Here is a 22,490-nt window from a genome sequence, read left to right on the forward strand (position 1 = left end):
CAAATTGAACACATCTTGCATCTATGATAAAGCTGCCAGTGAGACTGGCAGCCTGTTGTTTACTGATGACGCTCTTTTAACCGTTTGATTATTGTGCTTAAATCCAGCTCTTGGTCTTGTAGTAAGACTAATAAGTGGTACATCAAATCAGCGGCTTCATTGGTCAATTCTGCGCGGTCATTCACGGTGGCTGCCAATGCAGTTTCAACACCTTCTTCACCGACTTTTTGCGCAATGCGTTTAGTCCCGCTAGCGTATAAACGTGCGGTATAGGAGCTTTCAGGAGAGGCAGTTTTGCGTTCTTTTAGTAACGTTTCTAACTCAAATAAAAAGCCCCAGTCGCTTTGTGCTGGTGCGAAGCAGCTTTGTGTACCGTTATGGCAAGTTGGGCCATCTGGCAGTGCGAGAGCTAGCAGCGTATCACTGTCACAATCTGGGTAAATATCCACTAAATTTAAAAAATTATTAGAGGTTTCGCCTTTCGTCCACAAACGTTGTTTTGTGCGAGAGAAAAAGGTGACTTTACGGCTATCTAAAGTGACTTGTAATGCTTCTGGGTTCATATACCCAAGCATTAGCACATCACCTGAAACAGCGTGTTGCACGATAACAGGCATTAGGTTATCGACTTTTTGCCATGCTAGCTGGCTAGATTGTTCTGTGGTTAACATACTCTAATTTGAACTCCATTTTCGGCTAGGTATTGTTTTAAGTCACCGATATTAATAATTTGTTTATGAAATACAGAAGCGGCTAAAGCACCATCAACGCCTGCGTCAGTGAAGGCATCAAGGAAATGTACTTTTTCGCCTGCACCACCTGAGGCAATCAATGGCACTTGGCATACTTCGCGAACTTTTTTTAGTTGCTGTAGGTCATACCCTTGACGAACACCATCTTGGTTCATCATATTTAACACAATTTCACCCGCGCCACGTTGTTGAACTTCTTTTACCCAATCAAGGGTTTTCCACGTAGTTTGTGTGGTACGTTTTTCATCACCGGTAAATTGGTAAACGAGATATTCACCCGTACTTTCATCGAACCAAGTATCAATACCCACAACGATGCATTGTACGCCAAAACGCTCCGCTAAGCGGCTGATTAATGTAGGGTCGGATAATGCTGGGGAGTTAATGGAAATTTTGTCAGCGCCAAAAGACAGAATTTGTGCAGCATCATCGACACTTTTAATTCCACCTGCAACACAAAAAGGAATATCAATCACTTCAGCGACTTTGGCAACCCAGCTTTTATCTACCACTCGACCATCAGAAGAGGCGGTAATATCATAAAATACCAGTTCGTCTGCACCTTCTTGGGCATAACGCTGTGCTAATGGAACAATATCACCGATAATTTCGTGATTACGAAATTGGACACCTTTAACCACTTGCCCATCACGGACGTCTAAGCAAGGAATTATGCGTTTTGCCAACATTTGATTGCCTCCGCAACGGTGAATTTACCTTCTAATAATGCGCGACCCACAATCACGCCAGCCGCACCAGATGGCGGGATAGCCGCAATATCATCTAAATTGCCAATGCCCCCTGATGCTTGGAAGGCAATGTCGGGGAATTTTTGGCTTACTTCTTGGTATAAATTCACATTAGAACCCGCTAAGGTGCCATCTTTGGAAATATCGGTGCAAAGGACATGTTTTAAGCCATAAGGACGATATATTTCAATGGCTTGTTCTAATGTTAAATTTGAATTTTCTTGCCAGCCGCTAATGGCGATTTCTTTTACGCCTTTGTCATTAATGCGTACATCTAACGCAAGTACAATGGCTTCCCCACCATAGGTTTCAAACCATGTTTTAACCAATTCAGGTTTGGTCACCGCAGTTGAGCCAATGACAACACGAGCCGCTCCGGCTTCCAGTAAGGCCTTAATATCTTCTTCGGTACGAATACCCCCACCAACTTGTACTGGAACATTCACGCCAGCCAATAATTTTTTGAGCAGTGGAATCTGGCGTTTTTGTGGATCTTTGGCGCCCGTTAAATCCACTAAGTGTAGGAGCTTTGCCCCTTCTTTTTCATATTGCTGCAAACGGGGGAGTGGGTCATTGCCATAATCAGTTTGCTTGGCGTAATCCCCTTGGTGCAATCGCACTACGGTGCCATCGATTAAATCTAATGCGGGAATGATCATGGTAATTACATCTCCAAAAAGTTTTGAATCAAGCGTGAACCTGCGGTGCCAGAACGTTCTGGGTGAAATTGGACACCGTAGAAGTTATCGCGATTCACCGCGCTACTAAACGGGTTGCCATACTGAGTTTGTGCGATGGTATTACTGGAAATAGGCATCGAATAACTGTGTACAAAATAGAAATAGGCGTTATCAGGGATATCCCTAAACAAAGGGTTCCCTGCTAGGGCTTTGACTTGGTTCCAGCCGCTATGTGGAACTGGAAGCCCATTGGCATCCATTTTTTGTACAGGGCTATCAATTAACCCCAGTAGTGGCACCGTTGATTGACCTTCTTCACTGAAAGAACCGAGTAATTGCATACCTAAACAGATGCCTAACACGGGTTGAGTCAGTGCTCTAATTAACGGCACTAATTCACGTTCAGTGAGCTTTTCCATGGCCGCGCTAGCCGTACCGACACCCGGTAAAAAGACTTTGTCGGCTTGTAAAATGGTATTGGTATCCCGGCTCACCACAGGGTCATAACCTAGGCGTTTCACCGCATAAGCCACGGAGGCTAAATTTGCACAGCCAGTATCAAGGATGACAACGTTCATCAAAGAACCCCTTTTGAGCTAGGTAACGTATCCCCTTCAACGCGTATTGCTTGGCGCAAGGTACGGCCAAAGACCTTAAATAAACTTTCCGCTTTGTGGTGATCGTTTTTCCCTTTGGTTTTCAGGTGTAATGTACAACCCATAGCATAGGAAAGTGAGCTAAAGAAGTGCTCAATCATTTCAGTGCTTAAGTCACCGACACGTTGGTATTTGAATTCTGCTTTATATTCAAGGTGTGGGCGACCTGAAATATCCAGTGCACAGCGTGCTTGGCATTCGTCCATTGGCAGAACGAAACCAAAACGTGCGATACCGCGTTTATCACCAAGCGCGATTTTCAGTGCTTCACCTAAAGCAAGGCCCGTGTCTTCGACAGTGTGGTGGTCATCAATAAATAAGTCGCCATTGACTTCAATGTTTAACCGGAAACCGCCGTGAGTCGCGATTTGGTCTAACATGTGGTCAAAGAAACCCACACCGGTGCTAATTTTGCTGCCGCCTTCTTGGTCTAGCCACACTTCGACTTGGATATTAGTTTCTTTTGTCACGCGTTTGACTAGCGCATGGCGGTCGCGTTTGGTTAACTGCGTGGTGATAGCTTCCCAGTCTAGTTCCATTGGGTTATAACGTAACCCTTTAATTCCCATATTTTTAGCGAGTTGAATGTCCGTTTCGCGGTCACCAATCACATAGCTATTTTCACTGTCTAGCACGTTGCTATCTAAATAGCGCTCAACCAACTGAAGTTTAGGTTTACGGCAAGCGCAGTTATCTTCAGGCTTATGTGGGCAAATCAGCACGTCATCAAATTTTATGCCTTGTGATTCAAAAACTTGCATCATTAGGTTGTGTGGTGGTTCAAAGTCAGCGGTCGGAAAGCTATCTGTTCCTAAGCCGTCTTGATTGGTTATCATCACTAAGCGATAATTGGCTTTTTGCAGGGCAAGTAAGCTAGGAATGACTGCTTTTTCAAAGGCGAGTTTACTTAAGCTATCAACTTGGAAGTCAGTTGGCGGCTCGGTAATTAATGTTCCATCACGGTCGATAAATAAAATTTTCTGGCTCATGAGTCATTCCTAATTAGCAAAGTGCGGTAATAGCTTCAATAACACGGGTATTTTCAATTTCTGTCCCGACAGTAATACGCAGGCAATTAATGAGACCCGGCTGTTTGCTTTGGTCACGTAAAATAATGCCTTGATCCCACAGGGCTTTAAAGACTTTACTGCCATCGGTGAAACGCACCAAAATATAGTTAGTTTCACTCGGATAAACATGTTCAACCACAGACAAGTCGCGCAGAGCTTCACTGAGTGCAATACGGTTTTCGGTTACCGTTATTACACGGCTTTTCATTGTTTCAATACCTTGTGGTTCAAGGGCTTGAGCGGCAATCATCGCAACAGGGGTTGATAAAGGATAAGGGGCGATAACCTTTAATAGCACCTCAATCACTTCAGGAGAAGCTAAGGTAAAGCCACAGCGTAAACCGGCTAATGCAAAGGCTTTAGATAAGGTTCTTAAAATCACCAAATTGGGGTATTGTGCAAGCCAGCTTGCCACACTGTATTGTGGACAGAACTCAATATAAGCTTCATCGACAACGACTAATGCGCGGCCTGCTGCCATATTTAGCACTTCACGCAAATCTTTATTATCGATGATATTGCCCGTTGGGTTATTTGGGCTGCAAATATAAATCAGTTTGGTATTAGATAAATTTTCACGGATCGCGTTAACGTTTAATGCCCAGTCAGGCAACGCCATGATTTTCTTTTGTTCAACGCCAAAGGTTTCTGCACTGACGCTGTACATGCCATAGGTTGGTGGGCAGAACATCACCGCATCTTTACCCGGCTCACAAAATGCGCGGATCAATAATTCGATAGACTCATCGGCCCCACGGCAAACCAGGACTTGTTCTGGTGTGATTTGCGCATAAGCCGCATAGTTATTGATCACGGCAACAGGTTGGCATTCAGGGTAACGGTTCAGGTTACGTTCACTGAATTGATAATCAGGAGCAATAGGATACTCGTTGGCATTGAGCCAAACATCTCCATTTCCGCCTAAGCGGCGCGCCGACATATAAGGGGTCATGGTTTTAACATTTTCACGTGCAAGACTGGCGGCATTAAATGGTTGGCTCATGACTTACTCCTGATTTTGTTTTTTTAGTTCGTTAACGCGTAAGGTAACGGCATTTTTGTGAGCGGTGAGTTGCTCTGCTTGCGCTAAAGTTTCGATGGTGTTGGCTAAGCCTAATAAGCCTTGCTGCGACAGTTTTTGCACCGTCATTCGCTTCATAAAGTCAGCGAGGCCAAGGCTTGAATAGGTTGCAGTATAGCCGTAAGTCGGTAATACGTGATTGGTGCCTGAAGCGTAGTCTCCTGCAGATTCGGGTGACCAGTCTCCGACAAACACGGAGCCTGCGCTAGTGATAGAATCGACTAGGTCATCGGCATTGCGTGTTTGTAAAATCAAGTGCTCAGGTCCATAGCGATTGCTAATTTCAACGCATTGAGCGATCGAATCAGCAATAATGACACGGCTGGCACTTAGTGCTTCTCTGGCAATTTCGGCACGAGAAAGTTGCGCTAATTGTGTTTCTGTTTCTTCAATCACACGCTGGGCAAAGTTTTCATCGTCAGTTAATAAAATGACTTGTGAATCAGGGCCATGTTCCGCTTGTGATAGTAAATCAGATGCGGTGAACGCTGGATTTGCTCCGCTATCCGCAATCACTAACACTTCAGAAGGCCCCGCAGGCATATCAATGGCGGCTCCATCATGGCTTTGACTCACTTGGCGTTTTGCCTCAGTGACATAGGCATTACCGGGGCCAAATATTTTATCAACCGTAGGAATGCTTTGGGTGCCAAATGCCATTGCTGCAATCGCTTGCGCGCCACCTACTTGGAAAATATCGCTGATGCCGCACAGTTTCGCTGCATACAAAATTTCATCGGCAATAGGTGGGGGAGAACACAAAATGATTTTGCGACAGCCTGCGATATTCGCCGGAGTTCCTAACATCATGACTGTTGATAACAAGGGAGCAGAACCCCCCGGAATATATAAACCGACTGCATCTATTGGGCGTGTGACCTGTTGACATACTACGCCTGCCTGTGTTTCCACTGTAATCGGAGTGGGTTTTTGGGCTTCGTGAAAACGACGAATGTTGCCAATGGCGGTTTTCATTGCTGTTTTGATTTCATCGCCAAGACGAGCCTCTGCCGCGTCAACGGCATTTGCAGGTACTCGCACTGTGTCGATTTCAGTTTTATCGAAACGACGGCTTAGTGCTTGGAGGGCGGTGTCGCCCTCGTTACGGACTTGGTCAATAATTTGGCTCACCGCAGTACTAATGCTGCCAGAGGCCGCAATTGCGGGGCGCATCAGTAAAGCACTTTGTTGCTCTTGATTACAAGCCGACCAGCGAACAGGTTGGTTAAATCCCATTTTCATGGCGGCTTACTCCATCATTTTTTCAATTGGTAATACAAGGATTGAGCTTGCCCCTAATGCCTTGAGTTTTTCCATGGTTTCCCAGAACAAGGTTTCTGAGCTGACCATGTGCATGGCAACGCGGTTGTTGTCACCGGCTAATGGTAAAATAGTTGGGCGTTCAGCACCTGGTAATAAGGCAATGATTTCTTCTAGTGTTTCACTTGGCGCGTGTAACATGATGTATTTAGATTCGCGCGCTTGGATAACACCTTGGATACGGGTCATCATACGGTCGATAAGCTGTTGTTTATCAGCTGACATTTCACCGTCACGTTGAATTAAACATGCTTTCGAACGGTAAATGACTTCCACTTCTTTTAGGCCGTTTGCTTCTAATGTGGCGCCAGTAGAAACAAGGTCACAAATCGCATCCGCAAGCCCAGCACGCGGGGCAACTTCAACCGAACCATTTAACAGACATGATTTAAACTGAATGCCTTTTTGGTCGAAATAGCGTTTTAACAAGTGTGGATAAGAAGTCGCAACACGTGAACCATTCAGGCATTCTGCACCCGTGTAGTTAAAGTCCAATGGCGCCGCTAATGACAAGCGACAGCCACCAAAATCGAGGCGGCGCAGTGTTTTGTATTGTGGGTTTTCGCCTTGCGCGCGGCGGTTTAATAACTCTTCTTCAAGAACGTTTTCACCAATGATCCCTAAATCAACAACGCCATCCATGACCAGTCCTGGAATATCGTCATCACGAACACGAAGTAAATCAATAGGCATATTTTCTGCATAAGCAATCAAACGTTGTTGTTGTAAGTTGATTTTGATGCCGCAGCGAGCCAGTAGTTCTCTTGATTCTTCACTCAGACGACCTGATTTTTGAATTGCAATACGTAAACGTGATTTATCCAACATGACTTTACCCTTATCCCTTTAAAATTTTTTGTTTAGTAACTCTTTGTTCAAGAATAAAAAAACCCTCGGAAGATTATCTTCCGAGGGTTCTCTCAATTTGCATTTCAGCCACCGGAAGATTCGTTGAACGCCTTCCAGCACACATCGCCCGAAAGACTAGTCAGGATGATGGTGATGATGATGGTTGCGTGAAATACGATTCATAATGTCTTCCGTTCTGTTATTTAAGTGAATGACTAAACATTCATTGTGCTAACTAAATACTCATTGGTATTCAACCTATCCGATTTCCCCCTATGAATGCAACCTTTTTTTAAAAAATAACCAATAATAATTAGTTGATGCGCTTTTATAGTGATTAATCTCTCAGAAATTGTGTTCGGAAGTTTTATGGTTTTCAGCTACTCTGTGATTAATTTCAGTCAGTTGGTCGATTGAGGAGTTATCGAATGAAGAAAATCACCATTATTGGGTTAGGGTGGGTAGGGTTGCCCCTTGCCCAAGCTTTATTGTCCCAAGGCATTCATGTGGTTGGAACTAAAACAACACCAGATGGTATTGAAGCCGCTCAAGCGGTAGGAATTGAGTGTTATGCATTGAAATTAACCCCTGAACTTGAATGTGATAACGATGATTTAGCGCAATTGATGATGCAAAGCGATGCTATCGTCATCTTGCTTCCCCCTTCTAAAATTAATACCGAATACTATATGGCAGCGATTGAAACACTGGTGAATAGCGCAATAGCATTTCAGGTACCCAAAGTTATTTTCACGTCATCTACTGCGGTTTATGGGGAGCAAAATGGTGAAATGACCGAAGATAGCCCATTGGATGGAGTGACGGATTCAGCTAAAGCTTTAGTGGCGACAGAACAGTGGTTGCATCAATTACCGAACATATCGGTAGATATTCTGAGATTAGCTGGATTAGTCGGGGAAAAACGACATGCAGGGCGTTTTTTAGCGGGTAAAACCGGAGTGAAGGGGGCAAATCAGCCTGTCAATATGGTGCATCAAGACGATGTAATTGACGCCATTTTATTATTGCTCCAGCAGCCACAGGGAGGGCATATTTATAACCTTTGTGCGCCAATCCACCCGACACGAGCTGAATTTTATACTCATGCCGCTCAATCTATTGGTTTAGTTCCACCACAATTTATTGAAGAGGAGAATGCATTAGAGGGGAAAGTCATTAACGGTAATAAAATTTGCCAAGAACTTGAGTTTGAATACCAGTACCCAAACCCAAGTTTGATGAGTATGACCTTGTGATTACTTAATTGGGATCATGACAATTTTTTGGAACGCAGGACGCGTGGTCAGCTGCTGATACCAGCGTTCCAAATTGTTAAATTCAGGGCGTTCAGTTACAATTTCATGCCAAGGGTAAAATAGTGGCGCGATAGCAATGTCTGCGATACCAAATTTATCACCACTGAAATAGGCTTGGTTGGCTAATGCATTATCAGCAATTGTGAGTAATCGATTAATATTGCCATATATAATTTTAGCTTGTTCTGGGTCTCTATCCGCTTCAGGAACACGAACAATTTTATTCATCATTTGCTTAATGTGGTCGAATAAATTAGCACCACTCCAATCCATCCATTTATCGGCGGCAGCTCTCTCTTGTAAGTCTTGTGCAAGTAATAAGTGAGAATGATCAAATTTTTCCGTAAGGTAACGTAAAATCGTATTTGATTCCCACAGCGTAAAGTCATCATCCTGTAGAGTTGGAATAGTGCTGTTTGGATTCATTTTTATATATTCAGGTGTATCTAGCCCACCAAATGGGCCACCCACATCTTTTTGATTGTAAGCGATATTTAATTCTTCTAAGCACCAAAGTACTTTTTTGACATTGGAAGAGTTGACGCGTCCCCAAACAGTTAACATTGCAGTCTCCTAAATTGATTTTTTGGTATCGGCCATGGTTAAGATAGATTAAATTCACTCATAGGCAAATGTTTATTTGTTAGCGGTGGCCTCTGTGAAATTAAAGTCTTATATTAGGTCCAGTTATCGAATTTTGTCACGGCGATGGGTTCTCGTTTAGTGACGCTTGAGTCAATGACCGTATTTTAAATGTGTAGAATTAAGTGAAGGAATAACCGATGAGTAAGAAAATATTATCTTTAAAAACCCGCCGAGCAGGTATTGGGTTGAGTCTTTTGGTTGTCGTAAGTACCAGTGCTTATGCGGCGCAGACACCGGTTGCTCCTCAAGTCGATGCAAAAGCATTTGTTCTGATGGATTATAATAGCGGTAAAATTTTAGCTTCTGGGAATCCAGATGAACGCTTAGACCCCGCAAGTTTAACCAAAATTATGACCAGCTATGTGATTGGTCAGGCAGTAAATGCAGGGAAAATTACCCCACAAGACATGGTCACGGTAGGGGAAGATGCATGGGCGACGGGTAATCCTGTTTTGAAAGGCTCTTCTTTGATGTTTTTGAAGCCAAAAGACCGCGTTTCTGTATTAGATTTAAATAAAGGGATTGTGATCCAGTCAGGAAACGATGCCAGTATCGCGCTTGCTGATTATGTTGCTGGTAGCCAAGACTCATTTGTGAGCTTAATGAATCAATACGTGCAAAAGATTGGTTTGAAAAATACTCACTTTAAAACGGTTCATGGTCTCGATTCTGAAGGGCAATACAGCACGGCACGGGATATGGCATTGTTAACCCAAGCGATGATCCGTGATGTACCGGATGAATACGCACTGCACAAGGAAAAGGAATTTACCTTTAATAAAATTCGTCAACCAAACCGTAATCGTTTGTTATGGAACCAAAATTTAAAGGTGGATGGTGTAAAAACTGGGCACACGAGTGGTGCAGGTCATAATCTAGTCGCCTCTGCAACAGAAGGTGATATGCGTTTAATTTCAGTTGTGTTGGGGGCACCAAGTGACCGAGTGCGTTTTTCTGAAAGCGAAAAATTACTGACATGGGGTTTCCGTTTCTTTGAAACTGTCACGCCAATTAAAGCTGATGCCACACTGAAAAAGCAGCGTGTCTGGTTTGGTGATACTTCAGAAGTTGATTTAGGTGTTGCCGATGATGTTTCTATTACTATTCCTAAAGGGCAATTGCAAAACTTAAAAGTGGATATTCAACTCACCAACGATTCACTTGAAGCGCCTCTTGCTAAGAACCAAACAGTGGGAACGATTAACTTTATTCTTAATGATGAAGTTGTCGAACAGCACCCTTTAGTCGCAAAAAATGCGGTTGAAGAAGCGGGGTTCTTTGGGCGTATTTGGGATTATATCATGAAAACCATTAGTGGCTGGTGGAGTGCCATTTTCGGTTAATAATGATTGAGTGAAAATGATGTGAACAAAAAAATGCCTGTTAATACAGGCATTTTTATAGAGATGATAGATAAACAATACTATTCGCAGTGAGCCAATTTAATCGCTAAGCCGCCTTGAGACGTTTCACGATACTTAGCGTTAATATCTTTACCAGTTTCATACATGGTTTCAATGACTTTATCGAGGCAAACACGTGGGTCACTGACGCGACGTAGTGCCATGCGTGCCGCATTCACGGCTTTAACGGAAGCGATGGCGTTACGTTCAATACAAGGTACTTGAACTTGCCCTCCAACAGGGTCACAGGTGAGACCTAAGTTATGCTCCATGGCAATTTCTGCTGCGATACACACTTGCTCAGGGCTACCGCCCATTAATTCGGCGAGTCCCGCGGCGGCCATCGAACAAGCAACACCCACTTCTCCTTGGCAACCCACTTCGGCACCGGAAATTGACGCATTCATTTTATATAATGCACCAATGACACCGGAAACTAGAAAATAACGGGTATAGGAATTTTCATTCACAGGGCGAATAAATTTATCATAATAAGCTAATACCGCAGGAATGATGCCACATGCACCATTAGTTGGTGCCGTGACAACACGACCACCCGCTGCATTTTCTTCGTTAACGGCAAGCGCATACATATTGATCCAATCTATGACGGCCATTGGGTCCATATTGGTGTTATCCGTTGTCACGAGTTGACGGCGTAATGCGGCTGCTCGGCGCGGTACACGTAATGGTCCGGGTAGTAAACCTTCGGTTGTCACCCCTCGTTCAATACCGGATTTCATGACATCCCAGACGGACGAGAGATATTGTTGGATTTCTTCTTTACTACGTAATGCTAATTCATTCTGCATCACGAGTGCGGAAAGTGATAAGCCTGTGTCTTTACAATGTTTTTGCAGGTCGGCCGCATATTTAAATGGGTAAGGGACTTGCACTGCACTTTCATCAGACTGGCCAAAGTGCTCTTCATCGACGATAAAACCGCCACCGATAGAATAGTAATTTTTGCTGTAAATAACATCATCACCACTGAATGCCGTAATACTCATTCCATTTTCATGGAGAGGTAGGTTGGTAGTATGAAAATTCATGCCACCTTCAGTAGGGAAATCAACCTCATGTTGCCCGTGTGCAAGGGAGAGCCTTTCAGTTTGCTCTACGTTACGCATAAAAGTAGGAATAGCGTCAATATCAATGGTGTCTGGTAAGTTACCTGCAAGGCCCATAATAATCGCCATATCCGTTGCATGGCCTTTACCCGTCAAAGAGAGTGAGCCATAGACGTCTACTGAAATTCGTGTCGTGCGAGTGAGTAATTCTTGCTGGATAAGGTCGTCAACAAACTGTTTGCCTGCTTTCATTGGGCCGACAGTATGGGAGCTTGAAGGGCCGATACCAATTTTGAAGATATCAAATACACTAATCATATTCAGTGCTTCCTTTTGTAGAAAGTCATTGAAATTAGGTAGCTTCCATTACTGGTCGCTACCTAGTGGCTTCAATTAGAAGAATAACTTATATGTTGCCGCAGAGATAGCGACCAGACCCATAATTACGATAAATACATTACTGATTTTACCTGAGTATTTACGCATCGCAGGTACTTTGCTAATTGCATACATTGGCATTAAGAACAGTAAGATAGCGATAACTGGGCCACCGAGGCTTTCAATAATATCCAATACACCCGGGTTTAATGTTGCCACTAGCCAAGTGGTGACTAACATGAAAATTGCAGTACCGCGGTTTAACTTGCGAACATCAATGGTTTTACCTTTTGCACGGTAAGCACGTTCAACTAAGCCATTGAAACCTTCACGAGCACCTAAATAGTGGCCGAGGAAAGATTTAATAATTGCGATAAATGCAATGATTGCAGCAGCATATTTGATGAATGGCTGGTCAAAATAGCCAGACAAGTAGTCAAGGATACTAATATTTTGTGCTTTAGCTTGTGCGAGATCCGCTGAAGATAAGGTAAATACACAGCTGATCACGAAGAACATGACGGTCAGCACCATCAAAATGTGTGCGGAGGCAAGGATCCGTGAGCATTTTTGTTCAGCGGCATCACCGTATTCTTCACGTTTTGCCACAGAGAAAGCAGAAATAATTGGTGAGTGGTTAAATGCGAATACCATCACAGGGATTGTCAGCCAAATAGTGACCCAAATGCTTTGCCCACCCGTATTTTTTGTTGCCTCAGTGATACCTTCCCAAGTTAAGGTATTTAGTACATCGCCAGACCAGTGTGGGATCATATACAGTGAGAATGCAACCAGTACGGCGATAAATGGAAACACTAACATACTCATGACTTTGACGATGTATTTTTCACCGAATGCCACAATCGCCATGACTCCGCCGACAAGGATTAAGGCAAGTAACCAGCGTGGCGGTGCGCCAACGCCCAATAATTCGGTTAAGAATTTATTGACGTTATTAGTGATGGAAACACCATAAACAAGAAGAATAGGGTAAATAGCAAAGAAGTAGAGTAGGGTGATCCAGTTACCTGCTGTGCGACCAAAGTGTTCCTCGACGACTTCAGTAATATCACCGTCAGGTTTTGAACCAGAGAGAACGAAGCGTGTTAACCCACGGTGAGCAAAAAATGTCATTGGGAAGGCTAATACCAGCATCAGTAAAACAGGTAATAAACCACTCATACCTGCGTTGATTGGCAAAAACAGCACCCCAGCACCGATAGCTGTACCATATAAACCCAGCATCCATACTGTGTCAGTTTTGCGCCAAGCATTACTCGTTACTGTTTGCGAGGCTGTTTTGTCGATGGAACCAACTTTTGTTGCATCCATAATAGTCTCCGAAAATATAAGTCAAAAAAATCATTTAGCGTAACGGCAATTGCGTTACGAACTTTTAATCTTTAGGTACGAACAATTACTCAATAACAATTGTTTTCTTTTGCGTAACAATCTGATTGGAAATAAAACTAAAATTTACGGTAAATTGATTTTCAATCAGTTTTGTATTTTTATCATTTAATTTTAACAGTGGATTTTGAGTGTGTGAATTTATATTTTACCAGAATAAAATGCCGTGATCATTATCTCAAAAGAGAAATATCCCCCAAAATTGCGCAAAATAATCACATTTTATAAAATTGTTAAATAAATTTGTGTTAAGTTTATTTTTGTTAGCAATTAAATACTGAGTAAATAAGTTTTGCTTTGCTGGAATATGAGCAGAATAATATTCTGTTAGAAAAATATTATTATATTAATGATCGAAATGTAGCTGGCTAAAATATCATCTATATCAATGTGAATATTGAACTGTACTGTAATGGTAGTACGATTTTCTAGGCTGTGTATTTTTGTATTTATATGAAAAACAACGGGATATTTTTTATTTGCTGATTGGTTTATTGCGTGATTAATTAGTTTAAAAACTGGAGAGAATAGAACTATACATTAATTATTTTACGTTTTTCTCAGACCTATTTTTGTCACTTTTTTCGCAACGAAAAAAATAATTGAAAAAGGTAACGAAATATTTGTTAATTAATTGTTTTAATAATTTTATTGATAACTTCAAAAAAGTTTTAATGATGAAAGTGAAAATAAACAGAAACTTTGATTTAGCGCAATTTTTATAATGCGAAGAATACTGGCATTAATTAATGCCAGTATTTGAATATACGTTGTTATGGCTGAAACCAGCCTTTACGAATAAGAGGAGCAAAAATAAAGCTATATAGTTGCGTGATAGGTAATTGAATTTTATTCGCACCAAGAGACCAGAGAATTTGAGCTAAGCCGCATGCCACCATTGCAAGTATGAAAGCACCAGCCATATCTAAAGGCCAATGAACACCGAGGTAAATTCGTGACCAGGCAATAACAATGGCAGGGATCATCATTACAAGCCCTACCCAAGTTCTTAGCCAGAAAAGAAATGCGAAAGCGAATGTAAACACAATTGTGCCATGATTACTCGGGAAGGAAGGTGTGGCTTTATGCTCAGAAAAATTGGTGCCAATCCCCATGACAAATGGGCGGTCATGTGGAGCAAAATAACCAATTAACCATGAGATAGTTAAACCAATGACGATAGCAATAGCGGCTTTACAGGCAAAGGCACGTTGGCGAGTCATATTTGGCTGGGCGCCCCAAAACCAACAGGCAACCGTAAAAAGTGGAAATAAGAGGATTAAGCGCTTAGCAATCACGTTAGCTACAGCAATGGTTCCACTTGCGGTCTCGGGTGTGGCATTGATCAAATTGAAAAGATCAAGATTCAGTTGTTCCAGCACAGTTCAGTACCTCGGGCAAATAGTGAGTAAGACAGGGTAGATACATAAAGAGAGGAGGTTAAAGTGTCTTACCTCGCAGGTAAAGTCCCTTTGTCTTATTATTGAAAGCTTTGTGCGACAAATTTACTTGCGGTTTAACTATTACTCAATAATTATTTAGTGCAGTAACAGACATAGAAAAGTAAAAGGAAGAAAAAGTGATGTGGTGGCAAAAAGAGATACAACTTAGCGCAAAAGCAAGAGGATTTCATTTAGTGACAGAAGAAATTTTCAAGCAACTTCCCGAACTTAGCTTAATCAATGTTGGTTTAGCCAATATTTTTATTCAACATACATCGGCATCTTTAACGATAAATGAAAATGCGGATTACACTGTCAGAGAAGACTTCGAAAGTTTTTTTAATCAGGCCGTTCCTGAAAATGAGCCTTATTATAAACATGATTATGAAGGAAGTGATGATATGCCAGCTCACCTAAAAAGCAGTTTATTGGGTGCAAGTTTGACTATTCCGATTACTAAAGGGCGTTTAAACTTGGGGATGTGGCAGGGGATTTATTTATGTGAGCACCGAAATTATGGTGGAAAACGTAGGTTAATCATTACATTACAGGGTGAACTCAGCCGTTAAAAACAAAAAACCCGATAGCAGGAAAACAAAAAGTTGGCTATCGGGCTCCTCAATATGGGGACATCAAAGAAAAGCAGTGGCATTAATTAAGACTCCGTCTAAAAAAGAAAGTTCTCACTTAGATGAAAAAAAGTGCAATATTTTTATTAAATTTGGCTTAAATAGCACAAAAAGAACAAGCAAAGTGTCAGCACCGATAAATAAGTGAACAACTTTGCTTGTTGAGATGAAAAACAGGTATGGCTAACTATTTGTAAAGATTTAAATTTTCTTTTGCGTAAGCTTCAAAATCTGTGTACCCACCAATGTGTTGCTCATCAATGAAAATTTGTGGAACGGTTTCAACAGGTTTGCCGACAGTTTTAGATAAATCTTCTTTAGAAATACCTTCTGCTTGAATATCAACATAGCGGTAGTCAAAATCTTCACGTTCATTTTTCAGTTTTTCAGCGAGTTCTTTTGCACGAACGCAGTATGGGCAGCCAGGACGACCAAAAATAACAGTATACATAGTATCTCCTTTTTATCTTGAACTCAGATTCTAATTACAATGCTCAATACTATGCCTACATAAATTATGAAATAAAAGTCGAATTTTCCTGTTATACCTATAGGTATGGCATATAATCCTCAGTTTGAGGAAGAGACACAATAATGAGAGGAGAAGAAGAATGAGTAATAAACCTCAGTCTAAAGGGACGATGCGTTCATTGGCGGATATGCCAAAGCCCATTATCGTGTTAGAAGGTGTCGGGATCATTCTGCTTATCATTGTGTTGTTGGCATTAAATGACTATATCACTCTGCCGGAGCCTTTAATGCAGTCAGGAGCGATCGTCAGCATTATTATGGTCGGTATTGGTTGTTTGGTGCCTGCAATGATCAATATTGTCTGGCGGGCAATTCATGGCCTGAGTTTTTTGGGGATAGATAATAAACAACCAGAAAAGAAAGCTTCTAAAAAGTCAGACTCTACAGATAATAAACTCGATGAATAAGCAGATTAAACGCGGTTTTACTGGTGTTTCGGCCTACAATATGTGAGAATTATTCGTTTTTTCGTTAGGGGGAAAATGTGCCAAAACCCTAACAAATCAATATTGCACGACTATTTTGAGTTGAAGAAGGTTACTGCCCATGGATTCTATTTGTTACCCTGACATCACTAAGTTACGTGAATGGCTAGACCAACTCAAAACCTCTTATTTCGAGTGTGATTCCTGCTCTGCATTACATTTACCTCATATGCAAAATATTGACGGTATTTTTGATGCGAAGCTCGATATTTTAAATAATGTTTTGGTGTTGTCTGCATTAGCTGAGCTCAAACCGACAGCGATTGTGACGTTAGTGGCGAATATCAGCCAAATTAATGCCAGCTCATTAACGGCAAAAGTTTTCCTTGAAATAAATAATGAAAACTTGCCTAAATTGATTGTTAGCCAATCATTTTCATTAGCAGCAGGAATGACGTATCGTCAATTCGGTCATTTTTTACAGCAAGCAGAAGAACAAATTTCAGCTATTGTATTTGAAATTTTTAGCAATAACTTGCTGTATGCGAATCAAGATGATTTCAGTGAAGACGATGACAATTCTGATGAAGACTCTGAGCATTCTCTTGACGACAAACCTTCGATAATACTCCACTAAGTCTTTGTTATGCATTGTGAAAAGTATGCCACTGGGCAATGCCATTCATGCCAATGGCTGACACTAACTCCTGAACAGCAAATTATTGAAAAGCAGAGCCAACTACAGGCTCTTTTACCTGCTATTGATACCTCCCTATTTCAGCCTCCAGTTACAGGGCCGCAAACGGCTTTTCGCAATAAAGCTAAAATGGTCGTTAGTGGTAGTGTTGAGAAGCCAATTTTAGGTATTGTTGGGCGAGATGGGCAAGGTGTAGATTTAACGGACTGCCCGTTGTATCCAGATGCCTTTTCTGATGTGTTTAGTGCCATTATTCCTTTTATTGCAAGGGCAGGGCTGACGCCTTATAACATTGAACGCAAACGTGGTGAGTTAAAATACCTATTATTGACTCAAAGTCATCATACTGGGAAATTTATGCTGCGGTTTGTGTTGCGCTCAGAGAAAAAAATTGAGCAGTTAAAAAAGGCACTGCCATGGCTACAAGAACAGTTGCCACTGCTTGCGGTGATCACCGCCAATATTCAACCCGTGCATATGGCAATACTTGAAGGTGAGGATGAGATTTTCTTAACGGAGCAGCGCACACTTCGTGAAGAGTTTAATCAAGTCCCTTTATTTATTCGGCCACAAGGTTTTTTCCAAACGAATCCTATAGTGGCTGCAAAATTATACCAAACCGCGAGGGAATGGGTTAAAGCGTTAGATATCGATAGCTTGTGGGATCTGTTTTGTGGGGTGGGCGGCTTTGGGTTGCACTGTGCTGAAAAAGACACTCGCTTAACAGGGATAGAAATTAGTGCGCCAGCGATTGCCAGCGCACAGCAATCCGCGGATGAACTTGGATTAAAGCATGTTGAGTTTAAAGCCCTTGATTCAACGCGTTTTGCCACGGCGAATCAGGATATCCCTCAGCTTATTTTAGTTAATCCGCCACGTCGAGGGATCGGTAAGGAATTATGCGATTACCTTACGCATATGCAGCCTGAATATATTTTGTATTCTAGCTGTAATGCACAAACCATGGCGCAAGATTTACAACTGTTGGCTGGCTATCAAGTCTGTAAAGTCCAGTTATTCGACTTATTTCCTCATACAGCACACTTTGAAGTGCTGACGTTGTTAAAGCGAATCGAACAGTAAAGCCTATTTGAACAGCTTATAGTTCGATATTTTTATGCTCTATTTTCAAAATTTATTCTAGTTATTTTATAAAATATTATAACTTGAATTCTTAAGTGATTCCATTGAGATTATTTCAACTGGAAAATCCAGTGTTTTGATTAGAGTTTTATCTGAACTATGATTGGAGAGTAGCTCTTCAATATCATCAAAAAAAGATTCTTGAGTTTTATATTTTTTTATCCCTTTATTAGAATCAAAGAATTTATAGATATAATCGGAGTTTTTTGAGTTGCGTTTAATCGAAATAGCCATGCAGTGATTATCATAAATAATTAATGAATAAAAAACATGTTCATTGTTTATTATGCTTTTTATTCTGTCCTTAAGTTCCTGAATGGATGAAAGGTCATTATCGAAAATTAAATTTTCATCGTCATTGATTTTTCGTTCTTTACAGTTTACTAAACCAAAGTTTAATTTTTTAGACGTGTTTTTATACATTTCATTTTTAGCTAAAAATTTAAATGAGCTTTTTAAAAAATCTATTATTTCAGTTTCACTTAATTCTATGTCATTTTTTATTTTATGAAGGATATCTATATTTAAATCTGATTTAGGATAGAATTCAATATTTTCTGTTTTTAACAGATTGTAGTATAAATTCACTAGTTTTAAAACTTCATGATTCTCTTTTGAAAATAATATTTTATCATTAATTACATCTTTTCTTTCATTAAGAAAAAACAGTATGTTATATAAGTTGTTGTTTTTTCCGTTGCCAATTATTAAGGGTTTAGTTTCTTCCTTAGTATTTAGGTAGCTTATCTTTTTATCTAGAGAGAGCTTTGGGGATACTGTATCACCAATAATTGAATCTAAATTGTATGAGATGTAATTGAAATTATATGCGCGTGAGCAATTTATTTGAATGTTTAAAATATTAGCTAAATGAGTGTTCAATGTCGATGTATTATAATTGTATTCCTCTGTTTTTGTACTAAGTAACTTAAATTTGTTTGATGCTTTATCTTGATTGCATTTTTTTAATTGTGAAGCTATGGTTTTTATTAATTTATCACCTTGATTCTTGTTTTCATTACAAAGATAAGCAGAGGACAATCCATAACAAAGGCCATTAGTTATATTTGATGTATTCTTTACAAGAGATAGTTTGTTACTTATTATGTTTTTTTTGTCATTTTTAAAATAGGTAATTAACTTATTTTGATTAAAAGGAATGTCAAATTTAATATCAGGCATAGTTACCTCAATTATTGATTTTATTTATGTAATAACCTGAATTATGGCATTTGTAACTTTAATGCTCTTTCAAAAATCAATGAATCTTATTAAAAAAAAGCTTGGCATAATACCAAGCTTTTTTTACTTGTCGGCGAGAAAGAAGGACTAGCCTCTGTGCTCAAATTCCAGCGCTTTGCGTTCAATTAAACGCATTAGAACGGTCAAAATTGCATTGACCACTAAATAAATAATTCCCGCAGCAACAAACGCCATCACATTCCAGCTTTGACCAAAGATCAGTTGGCTGTAACCCATAACATCTAGCATTGTAATCGTACTGGCAAGTGAAGTACTTTTGAAAATCAGGACAACTTCATTGGAATAAGACGATAACGAACGCTTAAAGGCATAAGGCAAAATAATACGCATGGTTTGCATTTTGCTCATCCCGAGGGCTTGGCACGATTGCCATTGGCCTGACGGAATAGCTTTAACTGCACCGTGGAATAACAAAGTAGAATACGCTGCACTATTTAGTGCCAATGCTATCATGGCGCATACCCAAGGGGTTGAGATAAACTCCCATAGCATTGGGTAATTCTGCAGTGATTTAAACTGGCTTGGACCATTATAAATTAAGAAGAACTGCACCAATAAAGGCGTACCAGTGAAAAGCGTGATATAGACTTTAACTGCTTGAGAAACCACGGGGGTTTTAAGTGAAAGAATTAAAGTAAATAATATCGCTAAGATAAAAGCTACAATAAGAGCACTAAATGTCAGTGATAAGCTGGTTGGTAGCCCGGGAAGAATATCTAAAATTAAATCCATCATTTTGATTCACCTCGCTCAAAGCGAGTCGTACGCAATTCAATACGTTTTAAAATAACTTGGCTGACTAACGTAATGGCAAGGTAAATCAACCCTACAATGGTGTACCATGTGAAAGGTTCGTGAGTTCTATTGACGATTGTTTTTGTTTGTAGCATTAAATCATTAACACTGATGAGTGAAACTAACGCAGTATCTTTTAATAATACAAGCCATTGGTTACCTAAGCCAGGAAGCGCATGGCGCCACATTTGCGGCATAATGAACCGAAAGAAAATAGTGCGTTTGTTTAAACCTAATGCAAAACCAGCTTCCCACTGACCATAAGGTACTGCTTTTAAAGCCCCTCTTAATGTTTGTGATGCATAAGATGCATACAACAAGGCGAGGGCAATGACACCACAGACAAATGGGGTGTAATCAAATTCACCGCTATCAGCAAAGAAAATGCTGGGGTCAATTTGGATAGTGGTTTGCCAAAAACCGAGGTTTATATCGAACCCATCACCAAACAAATTGATCAGTTGTAATGTACCGAAATAAACAAACAACACGACCAATAATTCAGGCAGACCGCGGATCAAAGTAACCCAGCAAGTCCCTAAAAAGGCAATAGGTTTAAAACGGACGGACTCCCACGCAGTAAATAACATGGCGAGGATCAGCCCCAAAACCAGTGCAGAAACAGCAAGGCCGACGGTGATACCGGCGGCACTTGTTAAAAATAGAAAGTTGCTCATTAATTATATCAATTACTGTTGAAACCATTTTTTGTGGATAGCATCATAAGTGCCGTCTGCTTTAACTTCAGCTAAGGCTTTATTCATTTTATCCAACAGCTCTTTATTTCCTTTACGCACTGCAATGCCTAAACCAATACCGAAATATTGTGGATCAGTCACTTTTTCACCTACAGCGGCTAAGTTTTCGTTACCTTTAGCTTTTAACCACTCGTCAGCAACAGCGGTATCACCGAAGACGGCATCGATACGGCCATTTTGCAGGTCTAAAATAGCAGATTGGTAGTTATCATAAGGAACGGTTGTCATACCTTTATGTTGTTCCATGATATATTTTTGGTGAGTGGTTCCGTTTTGAACACCAATTTTTTTATCTTTTAATTGGTCTACTGAGCTGATTTTTTCTTTCACAGCAATAAACTCTGCTGAGTTAGGGTAGTAAGTCTCAGTGAAATCCACTTGCTGTTGGCGCTCAGGGGTAATATCGATACCTGCCATTAATGCTTCAAAGCGACGGAATTTTAAGCTAGGGATTAAGCTGTCGAAAGATTGGTGAGTAAATGTGCAAGTTGCATTCATTTTTTCACACATGGCATTGGCTAAATCAACGTCAAAGCCAACGATTTGGTTATTCTTATCGAACATTTCAAAAGGTGCGTAAGTCGCTTCTGTTGCAAAACGGATGGTTTCTTTTTCCGCAGCAGTTGCAGATAGGGTTACAGCGCCCAGTAGTGCAGCTAATATAATTTTTTTCATTGCTTAATCCTATATCTATTAATGTGACAGATAATTTGCAAATGCTTCTGTTTGAGGTGCAGTGAAATGGCTTGCATCCCCTTGTTCTACTATATGGCCATTTTCCATATACACTACACGGCTAGCGGTTTTGCGAGCAATTTCCACTTCGTGAGTAACGATGACTTGCGTAATTCCAGTTGCAGAAAGTTCTCGAATAATATCAACAACTTGTGCGGTAATTTCTGGGTCAAGTGCAGCGGTTGGTTCATCAAATAATAAAACTTTTGGTTCCATCATCAATGCTCTAGCAATCGCAACACGCTGTTGTTGCCCACCCGATAAATGTAAGGGGTAGCGATCAGCAAATTGAGACAACCGTAAGCGCTCTAATAACTTAGAGGCTTTTGCTTGCGCTTCTTGCTTGGACAATTTTAACACGCGGCACGGTGCTTCAATTAAGTTGTCCATAACGCTCAAATGAGGCCATAGGTTATATTGTTGAAATACCATTCCCACATTTTGACGCAGCTCACGAATCGCTTTCGCATCTGGAGCAGAAGAAAAGTCAAATTGCTGACCCACAATATTTAAGTGGCCTGAACGTGGCATTTCTAATAAATTGAGGACACGCAACAACGAGCTTTTACCTGCTCCGCTTGGCCCGAGTAATACCATAGTCTCACCAGCAGAACACTCTAGATTGATATCAAAGAGTGCCTGATGGGAACCATAGAAACAGTTGATGTTTTTTAATTGAATGCTCATGTGTAC

The 22,490-nt window shown here is 40.8% G+C and carries 24 protein-coding genes and 1 other annotated feature; of the genes, 6 read left to right on the forward strand and 18 right to left on the reverse strand.

What is annotated here, in order from left to right; translation table 11 throughout:
* Positions 1–59 precede the first annotated feature (59 nt).
* The 8 genes from hisIE to hisG are packed head-to-tail and all read right to left on the reverse strand — an operon-like array spanning position 60 to position 7,136.
* Positions 60–671 (reverse strand): bifunctional phosphoribosyl-AMP cyclohydrolase/phosphoribosyl-ATP diphosphatase HisIE, encoded by a 612-nt coding sequence (gene hisIE / locus PR767_RS07270; protein ID WP_004909325.1) that lies wholly within the window; start codon positions 669–671, stop codon positions 60–62.
* Positions 665–1,441, reverse strand: a complete 777-nt coding sequence (hisF, locus tag PR767_RS07275; protein WP_004909328.1) for an imidazole glycerol phosphate synthase subunit HisF — start codon at positions 1,439–1,441, stop codon at positions 665–667. Before hisF ends, hisIE begins: the two co-directional genes overlap by 7 nt.
* The gene (gene hisA, locus PR767_RS07280) at positions 1,423–2,160 is read right to left on the reverse strand and encodes a 1-(5-phosphoribosyl)-5-[(5-phosphoribosylamino)methylideneamino]imidazole-4-carboxamide isomerase (protein ID WP_109911003.1); all 738 of its coding nucleotides are present in this window, start codon (positions 2,158–2,160) and stop codon (positions 1,423–1,425) included. Before hisA ends, hisF begins: the two co-directional genes overlap by 19 nt.
* A 5-nt stretch (positions 2,161–2,165) precedes the next feature.
* Entirely contained in the window at positions 2,166–2,759 is a 594-nt protein-coding gene (hisH, locus tag PR767_RS07285; protein ID WP_004909333.1) for an imidazole glycerol phosphate synthase subunit HisH, read from the reverse strand.
* Positions 2,759–3,826: a bifunctional histidinol-phosphatase/imidazoleglycerol-phosphate dehydratase HisB gene (gene hisB, locus PR767_RS07290; RefSeq protein WP_004909334.1), complete on the reverse strand. Its 1,068-nt coding sequence runs from the start codon at positions 3,824–3,826 to the stop codon at positions 2,759–2,761. The genes hisH and hisB overlap by 1 nt, the downstream gene beginning before the upstream one ends.
* Positions 3,827–3,839: 13 nt before the next feature.
* Positions 3,840–4,910 (reverse strand): histidinol-phosphate transaminase, encoded by a 1,071-nt coding sequence (hisC, locus tag PR767_RS07295; protein ID WP_272520068.1) that lies wholly within the window; start codon positions 4,908–4,910, stop codon positions 3,840–3,842.
* Between the two features lie 3 nt (positions 4,911–4,913).
* Positions 4,914–6,230, reverse strand: a complete 1,317-nt coding sequence (hisD, locus tag PR767_RS07300) for a histidinol dehydrogenase (RefSeq protein ID WP_196718695.1) — start codon at positions 6,228–6,230, stop codon at positions 4,914–4,916.
* Positions 6,231–6,236: 6 nt separating this feature from the next.
* Positions 6,237–7,136: an ATP phosphoribosyltransferase gene (gene hisG, locus PR767_RS07305; RefSeq protein ID WP_109911005.1), complete on the reverse strand. Its 900-nt coding sequence runs from the start codon at positions 7,134–7,136 to the stop codon at positions 6,237–6,239.
* A gap of 53 nt (positions 7,137–7,189) precedes the next feature.
* Positions 7,190–7,317: a sequence feature (His leader region), on the reverse strand.
* Between the two features lie 268 nt (positions 7,318–7,585).
* Here hisG and PR767_RS07310 point away from each other — a divergent pair.
* Positions 7,586–8,413: an SDR family oxidoreductase gene (locus PR767_RS07310; RefSeq protein ID WP_109911006.1), complete on the forward strand. Its 828-nt coding sequence runs from the start codon at positions 7,586–7,588 to the stop codon at positions 8,411–8,413.
* On the opposite strand, the gene PR767_RS07315 is transcribed toward PR767_RS07310, so the two are convergent.
* Positions 8,414–9,037 (reverse strand): glutathione S-transferase family protein, encoded by a 624-nt coding sequence (locus tag PR767_RS07315; protein WP_272520069.1) that lies wholly within the window; start codon positions 9,035–9,037, stop codon positions 8,414–8,416.
* Between the two features lie 218 nt (positions 9,038–9,255).
* Between PR767_RS07315 and PR767_RS07320 the strand changes: the two genes are divergently transcribed.
* Positions 9,256–10,461: a serine hydrolase gene (locus tag PR767_RS07320; RefSeq protein ID WP_109911008.1), complete on the forward strand. Its 1,206-nt coding sequence runs from the start codon at positions 9,256–9,258 to the stop codon at positions 10,459–10,461.
* 80 nt (positions 10,462–10,541) lie between these two features.
* Here PR767_RS07320 and PR767_RS07325 read toward each other — a convergent pair whose 3' ends face one another.
* The 3 genes from PR767_RS07325 to ybjG form a co-directional block, all read right to left on the reverse strand.
* Positions 10,542–11,909 carry an L-serine ammonia-lyase gene (locus PR767_RS07325; protein ID WP_267748176.1) on the reverse strand — a complete coding sequence of 456 codons (1,368 nt, stop codon included), beginning with the start codon at positions 11,907–11,909 and terminating at the stop codon, positions 10,542–10,544.
* A gap of 75 nt (positions 11,910–11,984) precedes the next feature.
* Positions 11,985–13,301, reverse strand: coding sequence for a serine/threonine transporter (locus PR767_RS07330; RefSeq protein WP_004909352.1), 1,317 nt, complete (start codon positions 13,299–13,301; stop codon positions 11,985–11,987).
* Positions 13,302–14,152: 851 nt separating this feature from the next.
* Positions 14,153–14,761, reverse strand: a complete 609-nt coding sequence (gene ybjG / locus PR767_RS07335; protein WP_109911010.1) for an undecaprenyl-diphosphate phosphatase — start codon at positions 14,759–14,761, stop codon at positions 14,153–14,155.
* 200 nt (positions 14,762–14,961) lie between these two features.
* Here ybjG and PR767_RS07340 point away from each other — a divergent pair, with 200 nt between their 5' ends.
* Complete coding sequence (locus PR767_RS07340; RefSeq protein ID WP_117162162.1) at positions 14,962–15,390, forward strand: secondary thiamine-phosphate synthase enzyme YjbQ; 429 nt, start codon at positions 14,962–14,964, stop codon at positions 15,388–15,390.
* Between the two features lie 247 nt (positions 15,391–15,637).
* On the opposite strand, the gene PR767_RS07345 is transcribed toward PR767_RS07340, so the two are convergent.
* A complete protein-coding gene (locus PR767_RS07345; protein ID WP_004909359.1) occupies positions 15,638–15,901 on the reverse strand; it encodes a GrxA family glutaredoxin in 264 nt (87 codons plus the stop codon).
* A 160-nt stretch (positions 15,902–16,061) separates the two neighbouring features.
* Between PR767_RS07345 and PR767_RS07350 the strand changes: the two genes are divergently transcribed.
* The 3 genes from PR767_RS07350 to rlmC all read left to right on the forward strand — a co-directional run bounded on the left by PR767_RS07350 (position 16,062) and on the right by rlmC (position 18,186).
* Positions 16,062–16,388, forward strand: coding sequence for a YbjC family protein (locus PR767_RS07350; RefSeq protein ID WP_272520070.1), 327 nt, complete (start codon positions 16,062–16,064; stop codon positions 16,386–16,388).
* Positions 16,389–16,527: 139 nt separating this feature from the next.
* Positions 16,528–17,043 carry a YbjN domain-containing protein gene (locus tag PR767_RS07355; RefSeq protein WP_004909366.1) on the forward strand — a complete coding sequence of 172 codons (516 nt, stop codon included), beginning with the start codon at positions 16,528–16,530 and terminating at the stop codon, positions 17,041–17,043.
* A gap of 9 nt (positions 17,044–17,052) precedes the next feature.
* Positions 17,053–18,186, forward strand: coding sequence for a 23S rRNA (uracil(747)-C(5))-methyltransferase RlmC (gene rlmC, locus PR767_RS07360; protein WP_117162161.1), 1,134 nt, complete (start codon positions 17,053–17,055; stop codon positions 18,184–18,186).
* Between the two features lie 66 nt (positions 18,187–18,252).
* Here rlmC and PR767_RS07365 read toward each other — a convergent pair whose 3' ends face one another.
* The 5 genes from PR767_RS07365 to artP all read right to left on the reverse strand — a co-directional run bounded on the left by PR767_RS07365 (position 18,253) and on the right by artP (position 22,484).
* A complete protein-coding gene (locus PR767_RS07365; protein WP_272520071.1) occupies positions 18,253–19,428 on the reverse strand; it encodes a hypothetical protein in 1,176 nt (391 codons plus the stop codon).
* A gap of 147 nt (positions 19,429–19,575) precedes the next feature.
* The gene (gene artM / locus PR767_RS07370) at positions 19,576–20,244 is read right to left on the reverse strand and encodes an arginine ABC transporter permease ArtM (protein WP_004909376.1); all 669 of its coding nucleotides are present in this window, start codon (positions 20,242–20,244) and stop codon (positions 19,576–19,578) included.
* Positions 20,241–20,981 carry an arginine ABC transporter permease ArtQ gene (gene artQ / locus PR767_RS07375; protein WP_272520072.1) on the reverse strand — a complete coding sequence of 247 codons (741 nt, stop codon included), beginning with the start codon at positions 20,979–20,981 and terminating at the stop codon, positions 20,241–20,243. The genes artM and artQ overlap by 4 nt, the downstream gene beginning before the upstream one ends.
* Positions 20,982–20,993: 12 nt before the next feature.
* Entirely contained in the window at positions 20,994–21,737 is a 744-nt protein-coding gene (gene artJ / locus PR767_RS07380) for an arginine ABC transporter substrate-binding protein (protein ID WP_004256405.1), read from the reverse strand.
* Positions 21,738–21,755: 18 nt separating this feature from the next.
* A complete protein-coding gene (gene artP / locus PR767_RS07385) occupies positions 21,756–22,484 on the reverse strand; it encodes an arginine ABC transporter ATP-binding protein ArtP (RefSeq protein ID WP_004256404.1) in 729 nt (242 codons plus the stop codon).
* Positions 22,485–22,490: the final 6 nt, after the last annotated feature.

Origin of the sequence: Providencia sp. PROV223 (assembly GCF_028479245.1) — a bacterium.
GTDB classification, from domain to species: domain Bacteria; phylum Pseudomonadota; class Gammaproteobacteria; order Enterobacterales; family Enterobacteriaceae; genus Providencia; species Providencia rettgeri.